The organism is Corallococcus macrosporus (assembly GCF_017302985.1).
GTDB classification, from domain to species: Bacteria; Myxococcota; Myxococcia; order Myxococcales; family Myxococcaceae; genus Corallococcus; species Corallococcus macrosporus_A.
Genome location: NZ_JAFIMU010000007.1, coordinates 2,848,022 through 2,862,346, shown reverse-complemented (window position 1 = coordinate 2,862,346; position 14,325 = coordinate 2,848,022). Strand labels below are relative to the sequence as shown.

Genomic DNA, 14,325 nt, shown 5'->3' with positions numbered 1-14,325 from the left:
CGTTGAGGATGAAGATACGGATTCCAACCCGTTGGCCTTCCTGGGTTTCCACGGGCCACCCCGAGTGAAAGATGCCTGCCATCCTCCATCTTCCGCCCAGGCTGATTCGCTGGCTGCCAGCGCGGTCCTGGCTCCAGGCCCGCGGCGCGTCCCGCCCCTTCCTGGAGCTGGAGGGCCGCGAAGTGGCGACGTTCACCCTGCTGGAAGCCGCCTCCGGCCTCCGTGTGGACCAGCTGCCGCTGCTGCTCGGGGCGCACCGTCCCGCGACAACGCGACAGTCCCGGGACCTCCCCTTCGTCGTTGGCCCCTGGCTCAAGAAGGACGTTCGCGAAGCGCTGGAAGCGCAAGGGGTGGGCTATCTGGACTCGCGCGGACATCTCCACCTGCGCGCCCGGGGAGTGCTGCTCCACTTCGAGGAGGACCGCACCGTCGCTCCGGAGAAGACCGCGGGCTCCGCGATCCTTGGTGTCCACGGCGTCCGAGCCGTGCAGGTGCTCCTCCAGGAGGAGCAGCCTTTCTCCGTCTCCCGGTTCGCGGAGCAGGCCGCGGTGTCCCTGGGGCAGGCCCACAAGCTCCTGACCTGGCTCGAACAGTTGGAGCTGGTCCGCGCGGAGGGCCGGGGTCCCGCGAAGCGGCGCACCGTCCGGGACCGGACCGGACTGCTCGACTGGCTCGAGCGACAGGCCCGCGCCACGCGCTGGGAGCGCTCCCTGCACGTGGCCCTCTACGCGCGGCGTCCCGAGGAGCTGTGGCTGCAGACCAGCACGCGGCTCGGCAAGGCAGGCATCGCCCATGCATTCACGGGAGCCGCCGCGGTCAGCATGTTCGGCGTCGGGCCCACCAGCGTTCCCATGTCGCGCCTTCGCATCTCACCCGAGGTGCCCCTGGCGCAGGCGGCGAAGCACCTGGATGCGGAAGTGACGGAGCGAGGAGCGAACCTCATGTTGATCCACGACACGGGCAAGGTCGGCAGCTGGGCGTCCACGTCCCGGGATGGCGTCCTGCTCGCGCCACACGTGCGCATCTACCTGGATGTCCAGTCGGAGCGCCGGGGCGAGGACCTCGCGCGGCGGTTCCGCGAGGAGGTCCTTGGTTACTGAAGGCGGACACCTGGGCGAGTACGACCCTTCGGTCCGGTCCGCCCTGCTCGCGGAGGCCGTGCATGTCGTCCGTGCCTTCGGCTTCGCGGGCGCCCATGTCGTCGTCATCGGGGGACTCGTTCCCTCCCTGCTCGTGCCAGAGCCAGGGCCCGGCCTCGAGCCCCACATCGGCACGCAGGACCTCGACCTCTGTCTGCGGGTCGCGCTCGTGGAAGGCGAGGTGGGCCACTACGAGCGGCTGGAGCGCACCCTGAAGTCCGCGGGCTTCTGCCCGCTTCCCCATTCGAGCTGGCGCTGGACGGGGGGCGTCACCCATCCCCTCACGGTCGAGTTCTTCTGCCCCCTGGCGCCCGGACGCGAGGCAGGCCGGCTGTACCGGCCTGGAGGCGTCGTGGGAGGAAGGCTCTCCGCGCTGGTCCTGTCCACCGGGACCCTCATCGACCGGGACTTCATCGAGAAGGAGGTCGTCGTCGAGCTTCCGGGAGGCGGCGGCCGCACGCATCAACGGCTGAGGGTCGCCGGTCCCGCCGCCTATCTCGCGGCCAAGGTGGATGCCCTGCGGAACCGGCCCAAGAACAAGGATGCCTACGACATCGTCTGGCTGGTCGAGTCCTGGCCCGGAGGACAGGCGGGACTCGCTCCGGTCATCCGGGAGAGCCCCATTCATGCGGATCCCTTGTTCCAGCAGGCCCTCGTCGCCCTGGCGCAGGAATTCGCCGACCTCGACGCGGCGGGCGCGCGGAAGTACGCCCGCTTCGTGGCGGCCCCGGGTGTCGATGCGGATCAATCCGCCCGGCACGCCAGCGGCGCGGTGAAGCTGCTGCTGGCGGAGCTCGTGGCGCCGCGGTTATAGCCACCGCATGCGCATCCTCCACACCATGCTCCGGGTCGGCGACCTGGAGAAGTCGCTCGACTTCTACACCCGCGTGCTCGGCATGAAGCTGCTGCGCCGCCAGGATTACCCGGACGGCCGGTTCACGCTCGCCTTCGTCGGCTACGGCCCCGAGGACACCCACCCCGCGCTGGAGCTCACCCACAACTGGGACACGGCGAAGTACGAGCTGGGCTCCGCCTACGGCCACATCGCCCTGGGCGTCAGCGACATCCACGCCACCGCCAACGCCATCCGCCAGGCCGGCGGCAAGGTCGTCCGCGAGCCCGGCCCCATGAAGCACGGCACCACCGTCATCGCCTTCGTGGAGGACCCGGACGGCTACAAGGTGGAGCTCATCCAGCAGAAGGCCTGACCCGCCCCCGGCCCCCGGGCTCCCAGGCTCCGGGGATGCCTGCCCCCATCCGTGCACCCCCGGACACGGCCAGCGTGGGCAGGCAGGCGAACGCGAATTCCTTGCGATGTTTCGCGCCTTCCGCTCGCCGCGCCCCCGGCAGGGGTGTAGAGAGGCCCGCGCGCGTCGCAGCGAGGCGCGCACCCTCCCCCTCTTCTTCCGAGGCCGTCGTCATGGTGGAGAGTCCCCAGAGCCAGAACGCGCTGTCCCCCGACGAGCTCCACGAGGCCTGGGCGGTGCTCTCCGCGGACGAGCGCCTGGAGGGGTTCCGGCTGCTGCCCCCGGCGGTGGCGGACGACTTCTTCCTGGGCCTCACCGCGCGCGAACAGGGCGAGCTCATCCTCAGCCTCCCCCCCGCCGAGCGCCGCACCTGGGTCCGGCTGCTCCCCCCGGACGACCTGGCCGACCTGGTCCAGGCCGTGGAGCCGGAGCAGGTGGACGCCATCCTGTCCCAGTTGGACGACGCCAGCCGCCGCGAGGTGAACGTCCTCCTGGCGTACTCGGAGGACGACGCGGGTGGCCTGATGAACCCGCGCTTCGCCCGCGTGCGCCCGGACATGAGCATCGACGAGGCCATCGGGTACCTGCGCAAGCAGGCGCGCGAGAAGGTGGAGACCGTCTACTACGCCTACGTGCTGGACGCCGAGCAGCGCCTCCAGGGCGTGCTGTCCCTGCGCCAGCTCTTCCAGGCCGCGCCGGACAAGCGCGTGGCGGACGTGATGATTCGCGACGTCATCACCGTGGCGGAGAACACGGACCAGGAGGCGGTCAGCCGTACCTTCTCCGAGCACAGCTTCATGGCCATGCCCGTGGTGGACGAGCAGCGGCGCATGAAGGGCATCGTCACGGTGGACGACATCGTGGACGTGGTCCAGGAAGAGGCCACGGAGGACATCCAGAAGGTCGGCGGTATGGAGGCCCTGGACGCGCCCTACTTCGACGTGGGCTTCATGGCCATGCTCAAGAAGCGCGCCGGCTGGCTGATGGTGCTCTTCCTGGGAGAGATGCTCACCGCCACGGCCATGGGCTACTTCGAGCACGAGATTGCCCGCGCCGTCGTGCTGAGCCTCTTCATCCCGCTCATCATCAGCTCCGGCGGCAACTCCGGCAGCCAGGCCACCACGCTCATCATCCGGTCGCTGGCGCTGTCGGAGATGCGGCTCAAGGACTGGTGGCGCGTGGCGCGGCGGGAGCTGACCACGGGCCTGGCGCTGGGAGGCGTGCTGGGGCTGGTGGGCTTCCTGCGCGTGATGGCGTGGCAGGCGTTGTTCCACAGCTACGGCGACCATGCGTTCGTCATCGGCCTGACGGTGGGCGTGTCGCTGGTGGGCGTGGTGATGTTCGGCACGCTGTCCGGCTCCATGCTGCCGTTCATCCTCCGGCGCGTGGGCTTCGACCCCGCGAGCGCGTCCGCGCCCTTCGTGGCCACGCTGGTGGACGTGTCCGGACTCGTCATCTACTTCACGGCGGCCAGCCTCTTCCTGCGCGGCACGCTGCTGTAGTCGGCGACGCTCAAGGCTCCCATGATTCCCACCACCCGCCGCCGCACGCTCACCCTCGCGGCGCCCGAAGCCCCGGGCCGCCCCGCGCACGTCTCCGCCGCCAGCGGCCTGGTGCGCGCGGGGGACTGGCTCTACGTCGTCGCGGACGACGCGCTCCACCTCGCCGTGTTCCCCGCGGTGGGAGACGCGCCGGGCCACACCGTGCGCCTCTTCCCCGGGGAGCTTCCGGAAGGGCACGCGGAGCGCAAGGCGGCGAAGCCGGACCTGGAGGCGCTGTGCCGGCTGGGCCCGTCCGCGTCCTTCGCGCACGGGGCGCTCGTGGCCCTGCCCTCGGGGTCCACGCCCGCGCGGCGCCGGGCGTCGGTGCTGCCCCTGAACGCGGACGGCACGCTCGCGGGTGGGCCGCGCACGGTGGACTGCACGGCGCTCTACGTGCAGCTGGAGCGCGAGCTGGTGGCGCTCAACGTCGAGGGCGCGGCGGTGGCGGGCAAGCGGCTGCGGCTGCTCAACCGGGGCAACGGCGAGGGCGGCGTGGACGCGCTGGTGGACCTGGACCTGGACCGCGTGCTGGCCAGCCTGGACGCGGGCGTCCTGGGCCCGGAGGCGGTGCGCACCGTGCGCCGCTGGGAGCTGGGCGAGGCCAACGGCGTCCGGCTGTCCTTCACGGACGCGTCGCCGCTGCCGGACGGGCGCGTGGTGTTCACCGCCACGGCGGAGGCCTCGAAGGACCGCGTGGCGGATGGGCCGGTGGCGGGCTCGGCGGTGGGCGTGCTCGCGCCGGACGGCACGCCCGTGTACCTGGACGCGGTGGACGTGCCCGTGAAGCTGGAGGGCGTGGACGCGCGCGTGGAGGGAGGGCGCGTCCACGTGCTGCTGGTGGCGGACGCGGACGACCCGTCGGTGCCCGCGCCGCTGCTGGAAGCGGCGCTGCCCGTGCCGGGGTGACGCTCAGCCGCCGCGCTTCACCGGCAGCGGCCCGAAGGCCTGCACCACCGGCATCATGGAGATGACGTTGATGTTCACGTGCGCGGGGCGCGTGGCCACCCAGTACACGGTGTCCGCGACGTCGTCGGGCGTGAGCGGCTGGGTCTTGTCGTAGAGCGCGGCGGCCTTCGCGGTGTCGCCGCGGAAGCGCACGCTGGAGAACTCCGTGCCGCCCAGCAGGCCCGGCTGGATGTCCGTCACGCGCACCGAGGTGCCGTGCAGGTCCGCGCGCAGGTTGAGCGTGAACTGATGCACGAACGCCTTCGTCGCGCCGTACACGTTGCCGCCCGGGTACGGGAACTCGCCCGCGATGGAGCCGATGTTGATGACGTGCCCGCGGTCGCGCGCCACCATGCCCGTGAGCGCTTCGCGCGTGCAGTACAGGAGGCCCTTCACGTTGGTGTCCACCACCACGTCCCAGTCCTCCAGCCGCGCCGTCTGCGCGGGCTCCAGCCCCAGCGCGAGCCCCGCGTTGTTCACCAGCACGTCCACCTGCGCGAAGTCCGCCGGCAGCGACGCGAACGCGGCCTTCACCGCCGCCTTGTCCGTCACGTCCAGCGTCACGGGCAAGAGCCGCTCGCCCAGCTCGGCGTGGAGGGCCTCCAGCCGGTCGCTCCGGCGTCCGGTGGCGATGACGCGCGCCCCCTCCTTCACGAAGCGGCGCGCGATGGCCTGCCCGATGCCCGCCGTGGCCCCTGTCACCAGCACGTTCATGTGAATGCCTTCCACGAGAGAGAAGTCAGTCGCCGCGGTCGCGGGCGGCTTCCTCGGCGCTGCCGCCCATGGCTTCCACGGAGGTGCGCGCCTGCTTGCTGCGGTCGAACGCCACCTCCTTCTTGCCAATGCCCTCCACCGTGAGGTTGGCCAGACGGCGGCGGGCCCGGGCGATGGCGTCCTGCACCAGCGACGGGTCGGGGTGCGTCTTCAGGCACTCCACCCAGGTCTCGATGGCCTTCTCGTTGTCGCCCGCGTCGGCGCGCAGCTTGCCCATCTCGAAGAGGGCGTACGGCGCCAGCTCCGAGTCCGGGAAGCGCGTGCGCAGGTCCGCGTAGGTGCGCAGCGCCTCCTGGCGCTTGCCCTCCACCATGGCCAGCGCCTGCGCCTGGAGGAAGAGCGCGTCGTCCACGTAGGGGCTGGTGGCGAAGCGGTCCGGCAGCTTCTTCGCCTCCAGCTCGCACTGCGGATAGTCCTGCAGCTCGAAGTACGTCTTGGCCACCTGGTACTGCAGCTCCGCGCTCTGCGGCGGGTTGCGGTGCAGCGCGGCGGTGAGCTGATCAATGGAGCCGCGCAGGTCGCGGTAGTGCACCCGCAACAGCTCCGCCAGGATGATGCGCGCGTCCAGCGACTCCGGCGCCTCCGGGCACTGCTGGATGAGCTGGCGGTAGACGCTCACCGCCTCCTTCACCTTGCGCTGCTCCAGCCAGTACACGTCGGCGGCGCCCTTGAGCGCCCGGGCGCGCATCACCAGCGCCTCCGGGGACTCGTCGCGCAGCAGCAGGTCGTAGGCCTTGCGGTACTCCACCAGCGCTTCGTCCGGACGCTTCTCGAAGATGGCGTCGCGCGCGCGCTGCATGTGGTCCACCGGCTTGTCGCGGCACCCGGTGACGGCGAGCGCCCCCACCGCGAGCACGCACGCCCAACGCGCCCCCCCACGCTTCATTGACAGGACTCCGGGATGAGGCGCACGCAGTGCGTCTCTTCGCAGCGCACGCACTCACGCTCGGAGGAGACGTCCGTCACGCACACGGAGACGCGTGAGGTCCGGGGGCAGTCCTCGGACGTCACACAACGGTAGAGCCCCCCGTCGGTGCGGGTGATGTCCACCGGCGTGGAGCCGCAGTTCTCCAGGTCGTTGCAGCCCAGGAGCCCCGCCGCCACGACCGCCATTGCTGCCACCAAGGCGCGTTGCACGGCCCGGGTTCTAGCCAACTTCCGACTCCGGGTCACGAACCGTGCGCCCGCCTGCCCGCCTGTCATGCTAGCCCTGCCTGCGTCACGCCCTCCCTTCCTCTCCCAGGAGTCCCGGAACCATGAGCCTTCCCTCTCGTCCTCGCGCGGTGGTGACGGGCGCCGGCAGTGGACTTGGCCGTGCGCTGTGTGAAGCCCTGGCGGCACGTCAGGCGCGGGTGATGGTGTCGGACATGAACGTGGCCAGCGCGGAGGAGACCGCCCGCCGCGTCACCGCGCTGGGCGGCGAGGCGCGCGTGCACGCGTGCGACGTGACGAACGCGGACGCGGTGGAGGGCCTGGCGCGCGCGGTGGATGAGGCGTTCGGCGGCGTGGACCTGGTGGTGAACAACGCGGGCGTCGCCACGGGCGGCGCGGTGGGCACGCTGCCGTTGTCCGAGTGGAAGCGCGTGCTGGACGTGAACCTGTGGGGCGTCATCCACGGCTGCCACGCGTTCGTGCCGCGCCTGAAGAAGCAGGGCTCCGGACACGTGCTCAACATCGCGTCCGCGGCGGGGCTCGTGTACGCGCCGAACCTCGCGGCCTACAACACGTCCAAGGCGGCCGTCGTCGCGCTGTCGGAGACGCTCTACGCGGAGCTGCACCCGCTGGGGCTGGGCGTCACGGTGGCGTGCCCCACGTTCTTCCGCACCAACATCGCCTCGGCCGCGGCGCCCTACTCCGACCCGGAGACGCGCCGCATGAGCGTGAAGCTGGTGGACCAGTCGAAGATTGGACCGGAGTGGGTCGCCGAGCGGCTGCTCAAGGCGGTGGACCGCGACGCGCCGCACGTGCTGCCCATGGCGGACGCGCGCTGGTTCTGGCGGCTGCGGCGGCTGGCGCCCGGCTTCTTCCTGAAGGGCGTCATCGCGGTGGAGAAGCGCATGCGCGAGCGCACCGCGCGCATCCCCGGCTAGGCCGCGCGGCTTCTTCAGTTGCTGCGCTGCTGCGCGGGCGCCTTGCCGGAGGTGAGGACGGCGGTGTCCACGGACGCCATGGAGTTGCGCTGCTTGACGATGCGCGCCTTCTGGTTCTGCTTGTCCTCGTGCTTCAGGATGGCGGCGATGTGGGCGTCAGCCACCTTGCACTGGATGGCGCTGACCTCCTGGTGACGCCGTCCCAGCTCGTTCCACATGGCGAGCCGACCCTGGCTGCCCAGGAGCCGGTCCTCGACCGCGTCCAGGGCCTGGTCCATCTGCTTGCCCTCGGCCTCCAGGGCCGCGAGCCGCGCTTCGGAATCCTCGGGGGACTGTCCACATCCGGTGGACACGGCGAGCCCCACGGCCGCTGCCAGTCCGAGCCACATCCGCCGCATCCCCACGTCGCCTCCCGCGTGTCTCGGGCCGTCCACCGGCCTTCAGGCAGCGCAAGGTAGGAACGGGCCCGGGGAGCGACAACCCGAACGCAGGGCAGGGAGGTAGGCGTTTCCAGGAGCGAACGTTTGGGCGCGCTCGTGAAGAAGCCCTTATGGGGCCAAGCGCGCGCGGTGCTTCAGGATGAACTCGCACACCTCGCGCGCGGCGCCGAAGCCGGCGGCGCGCTGGGCCACGTAGTGCACCTGCGCGCGCACTTCGTCCGGAGCCTCCGGCACCGTGGCGGAGAAGCCCACCGCGTTGAGCAGCGGCAGGTCCACGACTTCATCGCCCATGTAGCCGCAGTGCTCCGCGGACACGTTGAGGATGCCGAGCAGCTTCTCGAAGTGCGCCACCTTGTCCTGGCTGCCGAAGTGCACGTGGCGCAAGCCCAGCGACTGCATGCGCATCTGCGCGGAGAGGCTGTCGCCGCCGGAGATGGCGGCCACCTCGATGCCCGCCTCCTGGAGGCGCTTGATGCCCATGCCGTCGCGCACGCTGTACATCTGCGTCCAGCCGGAGTTGGGCACCCAGAAGATGCGGCCGTCGGTGAGCGTGCCGTCGATGTCGAAGATCATCACCGACAGGCGCGCCACCCGCGCCTTGAGCGACTCCAGGTCCTGGTTCATGCCGTGCCTTCCGCTACTTGGGCACGGCCTTGAGCGAGGCCTTGCCGTCCTTGATGACGACCTTGAACTCGACGGCCTTCGCGTTGTGCTGCTTGAGCAGCTCCGGCACCTGCTTGCGCAGCGTGGCGGCCACCGACTCGTAGGACAGCTTGGACGTGTCCTCCTGGCAGCGGCGCTTCGCGGTGACGTACGCGTCGTACACCGCGCGCAGCTTGTCGTCGGACATGCCGCCACCCGGGCCCGCCGCCGCGGGACGGGGCGCCGCCGCCACCGGAGCCGCCGCCGGACGCGCGGGCTGCTGCGGAGCGGCCGGAGCCTTGGCGGCCATGCCCGGAGGCACCGCCGGACGCCCCGCCGCCGGAGTCCCGCCCGGAGCCACCGCCGGCGTCACCGAGGGCAGCTTCGAGGTCCCCATCGCCGGGGTCCCCACGGGCGCGATGGACGGCAGCCCACCCACGGGCGCCACCGCCGGAATGCTCTTCGCCGGAGGCACCAGCCCCGCGGGCGTGCCCCGGGGCGCACCGGCCGGCTGCGCCGCGACAGGAGCGACGGTGGGCGTGCCCCGGAAGGGCGTCCCGCCCGCGGACTGCTGCTCCGCCAGGTACTCCGAGGCGAGCTTCGGCTCGTTGATGGGGCGGCGGCCGGTGAGCTCCTCCACCTCCTCGAAGTCCATGTCGTCGACTTCCTCGGTGAGCTCCACCACGCCCTTCTGGCGCTCGCCGGAGGCACCGGCCTGCTTCGTCCCGGCGCGGCGGCGGGCCTTGGCCAGGTCGCGGCGGTAGGTGCCGGCTTCAATCTCCTGGAGCGTGCGCGTCCACAGCCGCTCGTAGGTGAGGAACTTGTTGTGGAGGCTCTGCACGCGGAACTTCACCGACGTGCTGCGGATGAAGGCCCCCTTGAGCTTCAACATCCGCTTCTTCAAGTCCTCATGCGCGCGGACGGGCGCCTGGCGCTCCATGCCCATGAAGTACTGCTCGTAGCTGTGGCGCAGCTCCGCGATGGCCGCTTCCAGCTCCTCACATTCGTGAAGGGCGGCTTCGCTGGAGGAACTGGCGTCCTGCGCGGGCCGGGCCCCACCTTTGGCGGCGGGCCGGGCGTTGTCGGGCGGCGGCATGTTCCGGGAGTGTCCCCAACCCGGGCGCGGCTCGCAACCTCAGGCCGCCGTCGGTGTCGGCCCCAGGCCAGCCGCCTCACCCGCCGGGCGGTGGCGGGCCATCAGCAGCGCACCGAAGGTGAACATGCACAGGGAGATGAACTGGCTGGTGGAGACGTTGTACCAGGCCTCCAGGGGCACCGCCCCGGCCAGCCCCTGGGCCCCCAGCGACTCCAGCAGGCCGTGCAGGGTGCCGCGCTCCACGTCGCCCCGGAACAGCTCCACCGTGGTGCGCAGGACGGCGTAGGCCATCAGCCACAGGGCGAAGATGTGCCCGTGGAAGCGGCGGAAGCGGCGCGCGTACAGGAGCGCCACGAAGAGCACCAGCTGCCCCACGGACTCGAAGAGCTGCGTGGGGTACACCGGCAGCGTGGTGCCGTGCTGGGCCACCCAGTCGGAGATGCGCACCGCGCCCGGCGCCGCCTGGTGCAGCACCTGCCCGGTGGCCTCCACCACGAAGCGGTCATCCCCGGCCTGCGAGCCGTACGCCAGGCTGGATGCTCCCCCCAGCCGGCCGAACAGGTCCTGCGCCAGCCCGGAGCCCGGGAAGGTCACGCCCGTGTGCGAGTGGCTGCCCGCCATGTCGCCCCAGCAGCACCCGGCGGAGAAGCACCCCAGGCGCCCCAGGCACTGCCCCAGCGACACCGTGGGGATGCACACGTCGGCGAGCCGCAGGAAGTCCAGGTCGTGCTTGCGCGCGAAGAGGAACGCCGCCAGCCCCGCGCCGATGAGGCCGCCGTAGAACACCAGCCCGCCGCCCAGGGAGAAGGCCTGGGTCCAGTCGCGCGCGTAGTCCTGCCAGTTCACCAGCACGAACAGCACGCGGCTGCCCACGAGCCCGCCCACCAGCACCCAGAACGCCAGGTCCATCACCTGCTCGCGCTTCTGGGGCCCCTCCGTGTCCACCTGGCCCCGGCCCTCCACGAAGGACACGCGGCGCCACTCGTCCTGCGCCAGCCGGCCCGCCACGGACACCGCGGTGATGAAGCCCAGCGCCAGGAGCACGCCGTAGGTGTGCAGCGGGATGCCCTCGCCCTTGCCGCCCGGGAAGGCCTCCGCGGGCAGCGCGTACTTCAGCCCGAAGTACGCGAGGAAGCCGCCCACCAACGCGAACCCCGCCGCGCGCAGCAGCTTGTCCTGGAGCGGCGCCGGCCCCTCCTTGCCCGTCTTCTCATCCACCGGCCCCAGCGTGCCCTTCCAGCCGTTGACGGCGACGGAGGCCACGACGCCCACCGCGGCGGCGTACAGCAGCAGCTGCATCCACAGGCTGGTGAAGCTCAGGCGCAGCAGGACGGGGAGCATGGGGGACCTCTAGGCTTTCACGAAGCCTTCGCGGGGGCGGAAGCCTGGGGCTTCTCCTTGCGAACGAAGGCGTCCACCACGAGCATGCCCACGCCGATGCAGATGGCCATGTCCGCGACGTTGAACGACGGCCAGGCGGCCTTGTCGTACCAATGGGCCTCCAGGAAATCGATGACGAAGGCCCGCGCCACCCGGTCGATGTAGTTGCCCAGCGCGCCGCCCAGCACCAGCGGCAGGCCCCACAGCGCCCACACCTCCGCGGGGTCCGTGCCGGACAGCTTCCGGAAGTAGAAGACGATGAGCACCACCGCGCCAATGCTCACCAGGTGGAAGAGCGGGCCGCGCACGTTCGGGGCCAGGTTCTTGAACATGCCCCACGCGGCGCCCGGGTTCTCCGCGTAGCGCAGGCGGAAGAAGTTCTCCGCCACCTCCACGTGCGTCTTCGGCTGGAAGTGCAGGCCCCGGCGGCCGGGTTCCTCGGCGGGCGAATAGAACGCGCCCAGCCGCTCCGACAGCGTGGTGGCCCCGTCGAAGCGGGTGGTGAGGTCCCGCACGACCAGGTACTTCGTCCACTGGTCCAGCACGATGACGCCCAGCGTGAGGGCGAGGAGGATGGCGTATTTGCGCGGCACGGAGAGGGCTTATACCAGCCCACCCCCGCGCGTCACGGCTGCGGACTGCTGCCCTGGGGCAGCGGCGAGGCCTCGGCTTCCGGCCGGCGCACGCGGAAGGAGTCCAGCAGCATCAGCCCCACGCCCACGCAGATGGCCGCGTCCGCCACGTTGAACGTGGGCCAGCGCATGCCCGGCTGGTTGCGCCAGTGCCAGTCGATGAAGTCGATGACGTAGCCCCGGATGAGCCGGTCCACGAAGTTGCCCAGCGCGCCGCCGGTGATGAGCGCCAGCGCCACGCGCACCATCTTCTGCGACGGCTCCGTCTTGCGGTACAGCACCAGGATGAAGCCCAGCGCCACCAGGCTCACCACGTGGAAGAACGCCTTGCGAGCCGCGTCCGGCAGGTTGGAGAACATGCCCCACGCCGCGCCCGGGTTCTCCACGTAGCGGAAGTGCCAGTAGTCCTCGATGAAGCGGTACGGCCGGGTGTTCTTGCGGAACACGCCCTCCACCGGCGGGTCGTTGTCCAGGTTCTGCTCGCTCAGGAAGCCGGACACGCGAGACAGGCCGCTGCGCCCATCCAGCGCTTCCGTCAGCCGGGACACGGCCAGGTACTTGGTCACCTGATCCGCCGCCAGCACGGCGAGGACCACCACGAGGAGGAGGCGGAGGGAGGCTTTCATGCGGTGCCTGAACCTCTATCGTGCCCCCGGGAGCCCTGACAACCCGGACCCGGGCCGGGGCCCGCCAGCCCGCCTGTCCTCTGTCTCCCGGAGTCCGCCCGTTTCGGGCATGGTGCGCCCATGGCGCCTGTTGAGCCCGACGTGAAGCCCTCCGCTCCCGACATTGCCCCACCCGGAACCACCACGACCCCGGCGGCGAAGCCGTCGCTGATGGCGCGCTTCAAGACGCTGCTGGTGGAGTACGGCCCGCTGGCCATCGCGGTGAACTACCTCATCTTCGGCCTGGTCATCGTGGGCTTCTGGGCGGCCATCCGGGCCGGCTTCCAGCCGCAAGGCACGGGGGCGCAGGCGGGCGCGTGGGGCGCGGCGTACATCGCGTCGCAGGCGGTGAAGCCCATCCGGCTGGCGGCGGTGTTCGTGCTGACGCCGCTCATCGCGCGCATCCCGCCGGTGGGGCGCTTCATCGAGAAGAACAAGCACAAGTGGAGCTTCTGAAAAGCGACGGGCCGGGCACCGGGAGACTCCCGATGACCGGCCCGCGTGAGCTGCGCGCCCGCTAGAAGTTGGGCGTGAGGTACGTCTTCACGACGCCCATGTGCTGCATGTATTGGTCGTTACTGTCGCCGAACTGCACAGGGGAGATGTCCGCAAGTGGCGTGTAGACGCGGCTGTCGAGGACGAGCCCGTTGGCGAAGGTACTGGTCCCGATGACGGTGGCGACCTGGTACTTGCGCAGGTCCACGTCCACGAGGACGTGGTCATACGGCTTGCTGCGGCTGGCATTGGTGCCGTCCTCGCCATACTTATCCACCGGGTGCGGCCCCGCGGTGTCGACCACCTGCTTGAAGGTGGTGAGGCACTGCTCGGAGCGGGTGTCGGTGTTGAAGTCGCCGCCGATGGCCAGGTAGTCGCTCTCGGGGATGTTGGCCTTGATGAACTTCACCAGGTTGGTGGCCTCCGTGTTGCGGACGCCAGAGCCACTGGTGAGCAGGTGCACGCTGACGACCCAGAGGTCGCGCGGGCCCGGGATGTTGATGCGCGCCCAGGCGAAGTCGCGGTTGGACACCTGGGTGTCCGTCCATTCACCCGACTCGATGATGGGGTAGCGGCTGATGACGCCGTTGGGGATCTGCGCGCCGGTCTCGCGGTAGTAGTAGAAGCCCGTGCCGAAGGCCGTGTCGACCATGGCTCGGATGTCCGCAGCGGAGTTCGACTTGTAGTTGAACTCCTGGATCATCACGATGTCGGGATCCACGCCCTGCATCAGCCGGATGCCGTGGCCCGGGTCGTAGCTCTGGTTCTTGCCGCTGGTGAGATTGGCCGCCATCAGGCGGATCTGCGTGACACCACCATCGGAGTCCGGGCCGTCAATCGTGCCCGCGTCGGTCGTCGTGCCCGCGTCCGTCGCCGAACCGGCATCGGTCGTCGTGCCCGCGTCGACGGTCGTACCCGCGTCGACGGTCGTGCCCGCGTCGTCCGAGGTGCCGGCATCCTCCGTGCCCGGATCCACACCGGATCCGCCATCCACGGCGGTGCCCGCGTCGTCCGTGGGCTGTCCCGAGTCCACGGTGGTGCCCGCGTCGGTGCGGGTGCCGGCATCAAACGAGGTCCCGGAGTCAGCAGGCGCGACAGGCTCTTCACCCTCGCCGCAAGCGAGCGCCAGGAAACCCAGCGCCACGAGCGGGCGGAGGTACGGGGGGAACTTCATGGCCATACAGGGACCTGGATCCTTGCTTCCGAGGGGGTCGAGGGGGGGTGTTCCACCGGCTTCGG

General features: G+C 70.8%; 17 protein-coding genes. 7 read left to right on the top strand and 10 right to left on the bottom strand.

Features of this window, described 5'->3' with window-relative positions; all coding sequences use genetic code 11:
- Positions 1 to 71 precede the first annotated feature (71 nt).
- From JYK02_RS24260 to JYK02_RS24240, 5 genes are all read left to right on the top strand, one after another.
- The gene (locus JYK02_RS24260) at positions 72 to 1,100 is read left to right on the top strand and encodes a hypothetical protein (protein ID WP_207054390.1); all 1,029 of its coding nucleotides are present in this window, start codon (positions 72 to 74) and stop codon (positions 1,098 to 1,100) included.
- A complete protein-coding gene (locus JYK02_RS24255) occupies positions 1,090 to 1,953 on the top strand; it encodes a hypothetical protein (protein ID WP_207054389.1) in 864 nt (287 codons plus the stop codon). The genes JYK02_RS24260 and JYK02_RS24255 overlap by 11 nt, the downstream gene beginning before the upstream one ends.
- 7 nt (positions 1,954 to 1,960) lie before the next feature.
- Positions 1,961 to 2,347, top strand: coding sequence for a lactoylglutathione lyase (gene gloA / locus JYK02_RS24250; RefSeq protein WP_120525014.1), 387 nt, complete (start codon positions 1,961 to 1,963; stop codon positions 2,345 to 2,347).
- A gap of 212 nt (positions 2,348 to 2,559) precedes the next feature.
- The gene (gene mgtE / locus JYK02_RS24245) at positions 2,560 to 3,888 is read left to right on the top strand and encodes a magnesium transporter (RefSeq protein ID WP_207054388.1); all 1,329 of its coding nucleotides are present in this window, start codon (positions 2,560 to 2,562) and stop codon (positions 3,886 to 3,888) included.
- Between the two features lie 21 nt (positions 3,889 to 3,909).
- Positions 3,910 to 4,833: a DUF6929 family protein gene (locus tag JYK02_RS24240; protein WP_207054387.1), complete on the top strand. Its 924-nt coding sequence runs from the start codon at positions 3,910 to 3,912 to the stop codon at positions 4,831 to 4,833.
- A 3-nt stretch (positions 4,834 to 4,836) separates the two neighbouring features.
- Here the strand turns inward: JYK02_RS24240 and JYK02_RS24235 are convergent, their stop codons facing one another.
- Genes JYK02_RS24235 through JYK02_RS24225 form a run of 3 tightly spaced genes read right to left on the bottom strand, consistent with a single transcriptional unit; the run spans position 4,837 to position 6,783 of the window.
- Positions 4,837 to 5,586 carry an SDR family NAD(P)-dependent oxidoreductase gene (locus JYK02_RS24235; protein ID WP_207054386.1) on the bottom strand — a complete coding sequence of 250 codons (750 nt, stop codon included), beginning with the start codon at positions 5,584 to 5,586 and terminating at the stop codon, positions 4,837 to 4,839.
- A gap of 25 nt (positions 5,587 to 5,611) precedes the next feature.
- Positions 5,612 to 6,532, bottom strand: coding sequence for a tetratricopeptide repeat protein (locus JYK02_RS24230; protein ID WP_207054385.1), 921 nt, complete (start codon positions 6,530 to 6,532; stop codon positions 5,612 to 5,614).
- A complete protein-coding gene (locus tag JYK02_RS24225; RefSeq protein ID WP_347402564.1) occupies positions 6,529 to 6,783 on the bottom strand; it encodes a hypothetical protein in 255 nt (84 codons plus the stop codon). The genes JYK02_RS24230 and JYK02_RS24225 overlap by 4 nt, the downstream gene beginning before the upstream one ends.
- Before the next feature lie 119 nt (positions 6,784 to 6,902).
- Here JYK02_RS24225 and JYK02_RS24220 point away from each other — a divergent pair, with 119 nt between their 5' ends.
- Positions 6,903 to 7,736, top strand: coding sequence for an SDR family NAD(P)-dependent oxidoreductase (locus JYK02_RS24220; RefSeq protein ID WP_207054384.1), 834 nt, complete (start codon positions 6,903 to 6,905; stop codon positions 7,734 to 7,736).
- Positions 7,737 to 7,750: 14 nt separating this feature from the next.
- Here JYK02_RS24220 and JYK02_RS24215 read toward each other — a convergent pair whose 3' ends face one another.
- The 6 genes from JYK02_RS24215 to lspA (JYK02_RS24190) all read right to left on the bottom strand — a co-directional run bounded on the left by JYK02_RS24215 (position 7,751) and on the right by lspA (JYK02_RS24190) (position 12,552).
- Complete coding sequence (locus tag JYK02_RS24215; protein ID WP_242588870.1) at positions 7,751 to 8,125, bottom strand: hypothetical protein; 375 nt, start codon at positions 8,123 to 8,125, stop codon at positions 7,751 to 7,753.
- A 159-nt stretch (positions 8,126 to 8,284) separates the two neighbouring features.
- Positions 8,285 to 8,800, bottom strand: a complete 516-nt coding sequence (locus JYK02_RS24210) for a KdsC family phosphatase (protein ID WP_207054382.1) — start codon at positions 8,798 to 8,800, stop codon at positions 8,285 to 8,287.
- A 13-nt stretch (positions 8,801 to 8,813) separates the two neighbouring features.
- The gene (locus JYK02_RS24205) at positions 8,814 to 9,914 is read right to left on the bottom strand and encodes an MXAN_5187 C-terminal domain-containing protein (RefSeq protein WP_207054380.1); all 1,101 of its coding nucleotides are present in this window, start codon (positions 9,912 to 9,914) and stop codon (positions 8,814 to 8,816) included.
- Positions 9,915 to 9,953: 39 nt separating this feature from the next.
- Positions 9,954 to 11,255, bottom strand: coding sequence for a prolipoprotein diacylglyceryl transferase (locus JYK02_RS24200; RefSeq protein WP_207054378.1), 1,302 nt, complete (start codon positions 11,253 to 11,255; stop codon positions 9,954 to 9,956).
- 17 nt (positions 11,256 to 11,272) lie between these two features.
- A complete protein-coding gene (gene lspA / locus JYK02_RS24195) occupies positions 11,273 to 11,887 on the bottom strand; it encodes a signal peptidase II (RefSeq protein ID WP_207054376.1) in 615 nt (204 codons plus the stop codon).
- A 32-nt stretch (positions 11,888 to 11,919) separates the two neighbouring features.
- Positions 11,920 to 12,552 carry a signal peptidase II gene (gene lspA / locus JYK02_RS24190; RefSeq protein WP_207054374.1) on the bottom strand — a complete coding sequence of 211 codons (633 nt, stop codon included), beginning with the start codon at positions 12,550 to 12,552 and terminating at the stop codon, positions 11,920 to 11,922.
- 120 nt (positions 12,553 to 12,672) lie between these two features.
- On the opposite strand from lspA (JYK02_RS24190), the gene JYK02_RS24185 reads away from it, so the two are divergent.
- Positions 12,673 to 13,047, top strand: a complete 375-nt coding sequence (locus JYK02_RS24185) for a hypothetical protein (protein WP_207054373.1) — start codon at positions 12,673 to 12,675, stop codon at positions 13,045 to 13,047.
- 61 nt (positions 13,048 to 13,108) lie between these two features.
- On the opposite strand, the gene JYK02_RS24180 is transcribed toward JYK02_RS24185, so the two are convergent.
- Positions 13,109 to 14,266: an endonuclease/exonuclease/phosphatase family protein gene (locus JYK02_RS24180; protein WP_207054371.1), complete on the bottom strand. Its 1,158-nt coding sequence runs from the start codon at positions 14,264 to 14,266 to the stop codon at positions 13,109 to 13,111.
- Positions 14,267 to 14,325 lie beyond the last annotated feature (59 nt).

What these genes read in the sequence shown, in the direction of transcription:
- JYK02_RS24220 (WP_207054384.1), top strand. Translation starts at nt 6,903, where the DNA reads ATGAGCCTTCCCTCTCGTCCTCGCGCGGTGGTGACGGGCGCCGGCAGT.
- JYK02_RS24180 (WP_207054371.1), bottom strand. Translation starts at nt 14,266, where the DNA reads ATGGCCATGAAGTTCCCCCCGTACCTCCGCCCGCTCGTGGCGCTGGGT.
- JYK02_RS24200 (WP_207054378.1), bottom strand. Translation starts at nt 11,255, where the DNA reads ATGCTCCCCGTCCTGCTGCGCCTGAGCTTCACCAGCCTGTGGATGCAG.
- JYK02_RS24240 (WP_207054387.1), top strand. Translation starts at nt 3,910, where the DNA reads ATGATTCCCACCACCCGCCGCCGCACGCTCACCCTCGCGGCGCCCGAA.
- JYK02_RS24205 (WP_207054380.1), bottom strand. Translation starts at nt 9,914, where the DNA reads ATGCCGCCGCCCGACAACGCCCGGCCCGCCGCCAAAGGTGGGGCCCGG.
- JYK02_RS24260 (WP_207054390.1), top strand. Translation starts at nt 72, where the DNA reads ATGCCTGCCATCCTCCATCTTCCGCCCAGGCTGATTCGCTGGCTGCCA.
- JYK02_RS24210 (WP_207054382.1), bottom strand. Translation starts at nt 8,800, where the DNA reads ATGAACCAGGACCTGGAGTCGCTCAAGGCGCGGGTGGCGCGCCTGTCG.
- mgtE (WP_207054388.1), top strand. Translation starts at nt 2,560, where the DNA reads ATGGTGGAGAGTCCCCAGAGCCAGAACGCGCTGTCCCCCGACGAGCTC.
- gloA (WP_120525014.1), top strand. Translation starts at nt 1,961, where the DNA reads ATGCGCATCCTCCACACCATGCTCCGGGTCGGCGACCTGGAGAAGTCG.
- lspA (WP_207054374.1), bottom strand. Translation starts at nt 12,552, where the DNA reads ATGAAAGCCTCCCTCCGCCTCCTCCTCGTGGTGGTCCTCGCCGTGCTG.
- JYK02_RS24235 (WP_207054386.1), bottom strand. Translation starts at nt 5,586, where the DNA reads ATGAACGTGCTGGTGACAGGGGCCACGGCGGGCATCGGGCAGGCCATC.
- JYK02_RS24215 (WP_242588870.1), bottom strand. Translation starts at nt 8,125, where the DNA reads ATGTGGCTCGGACTGGCAGCGGCCGTGGGGCTCGCCGTGTCCACCGGA.
- JYK02_RS24185 (WP_207054373.1), top strand. Translation starts at nt 12,673, where the DNA reads ATGGCGCCTGTTGAGCCCGACGTGAAGCCCTCCGCTCCCGACATTGCC.
- JYK02_RS24230 (WP_207054385.1), bottom strand. Translation starts at nt 6,532, where the DNA reads ATGAAGCGTGGGGGGGCGCGTTGGGCGTGCGTGCTCGCGGTGGGGGCG.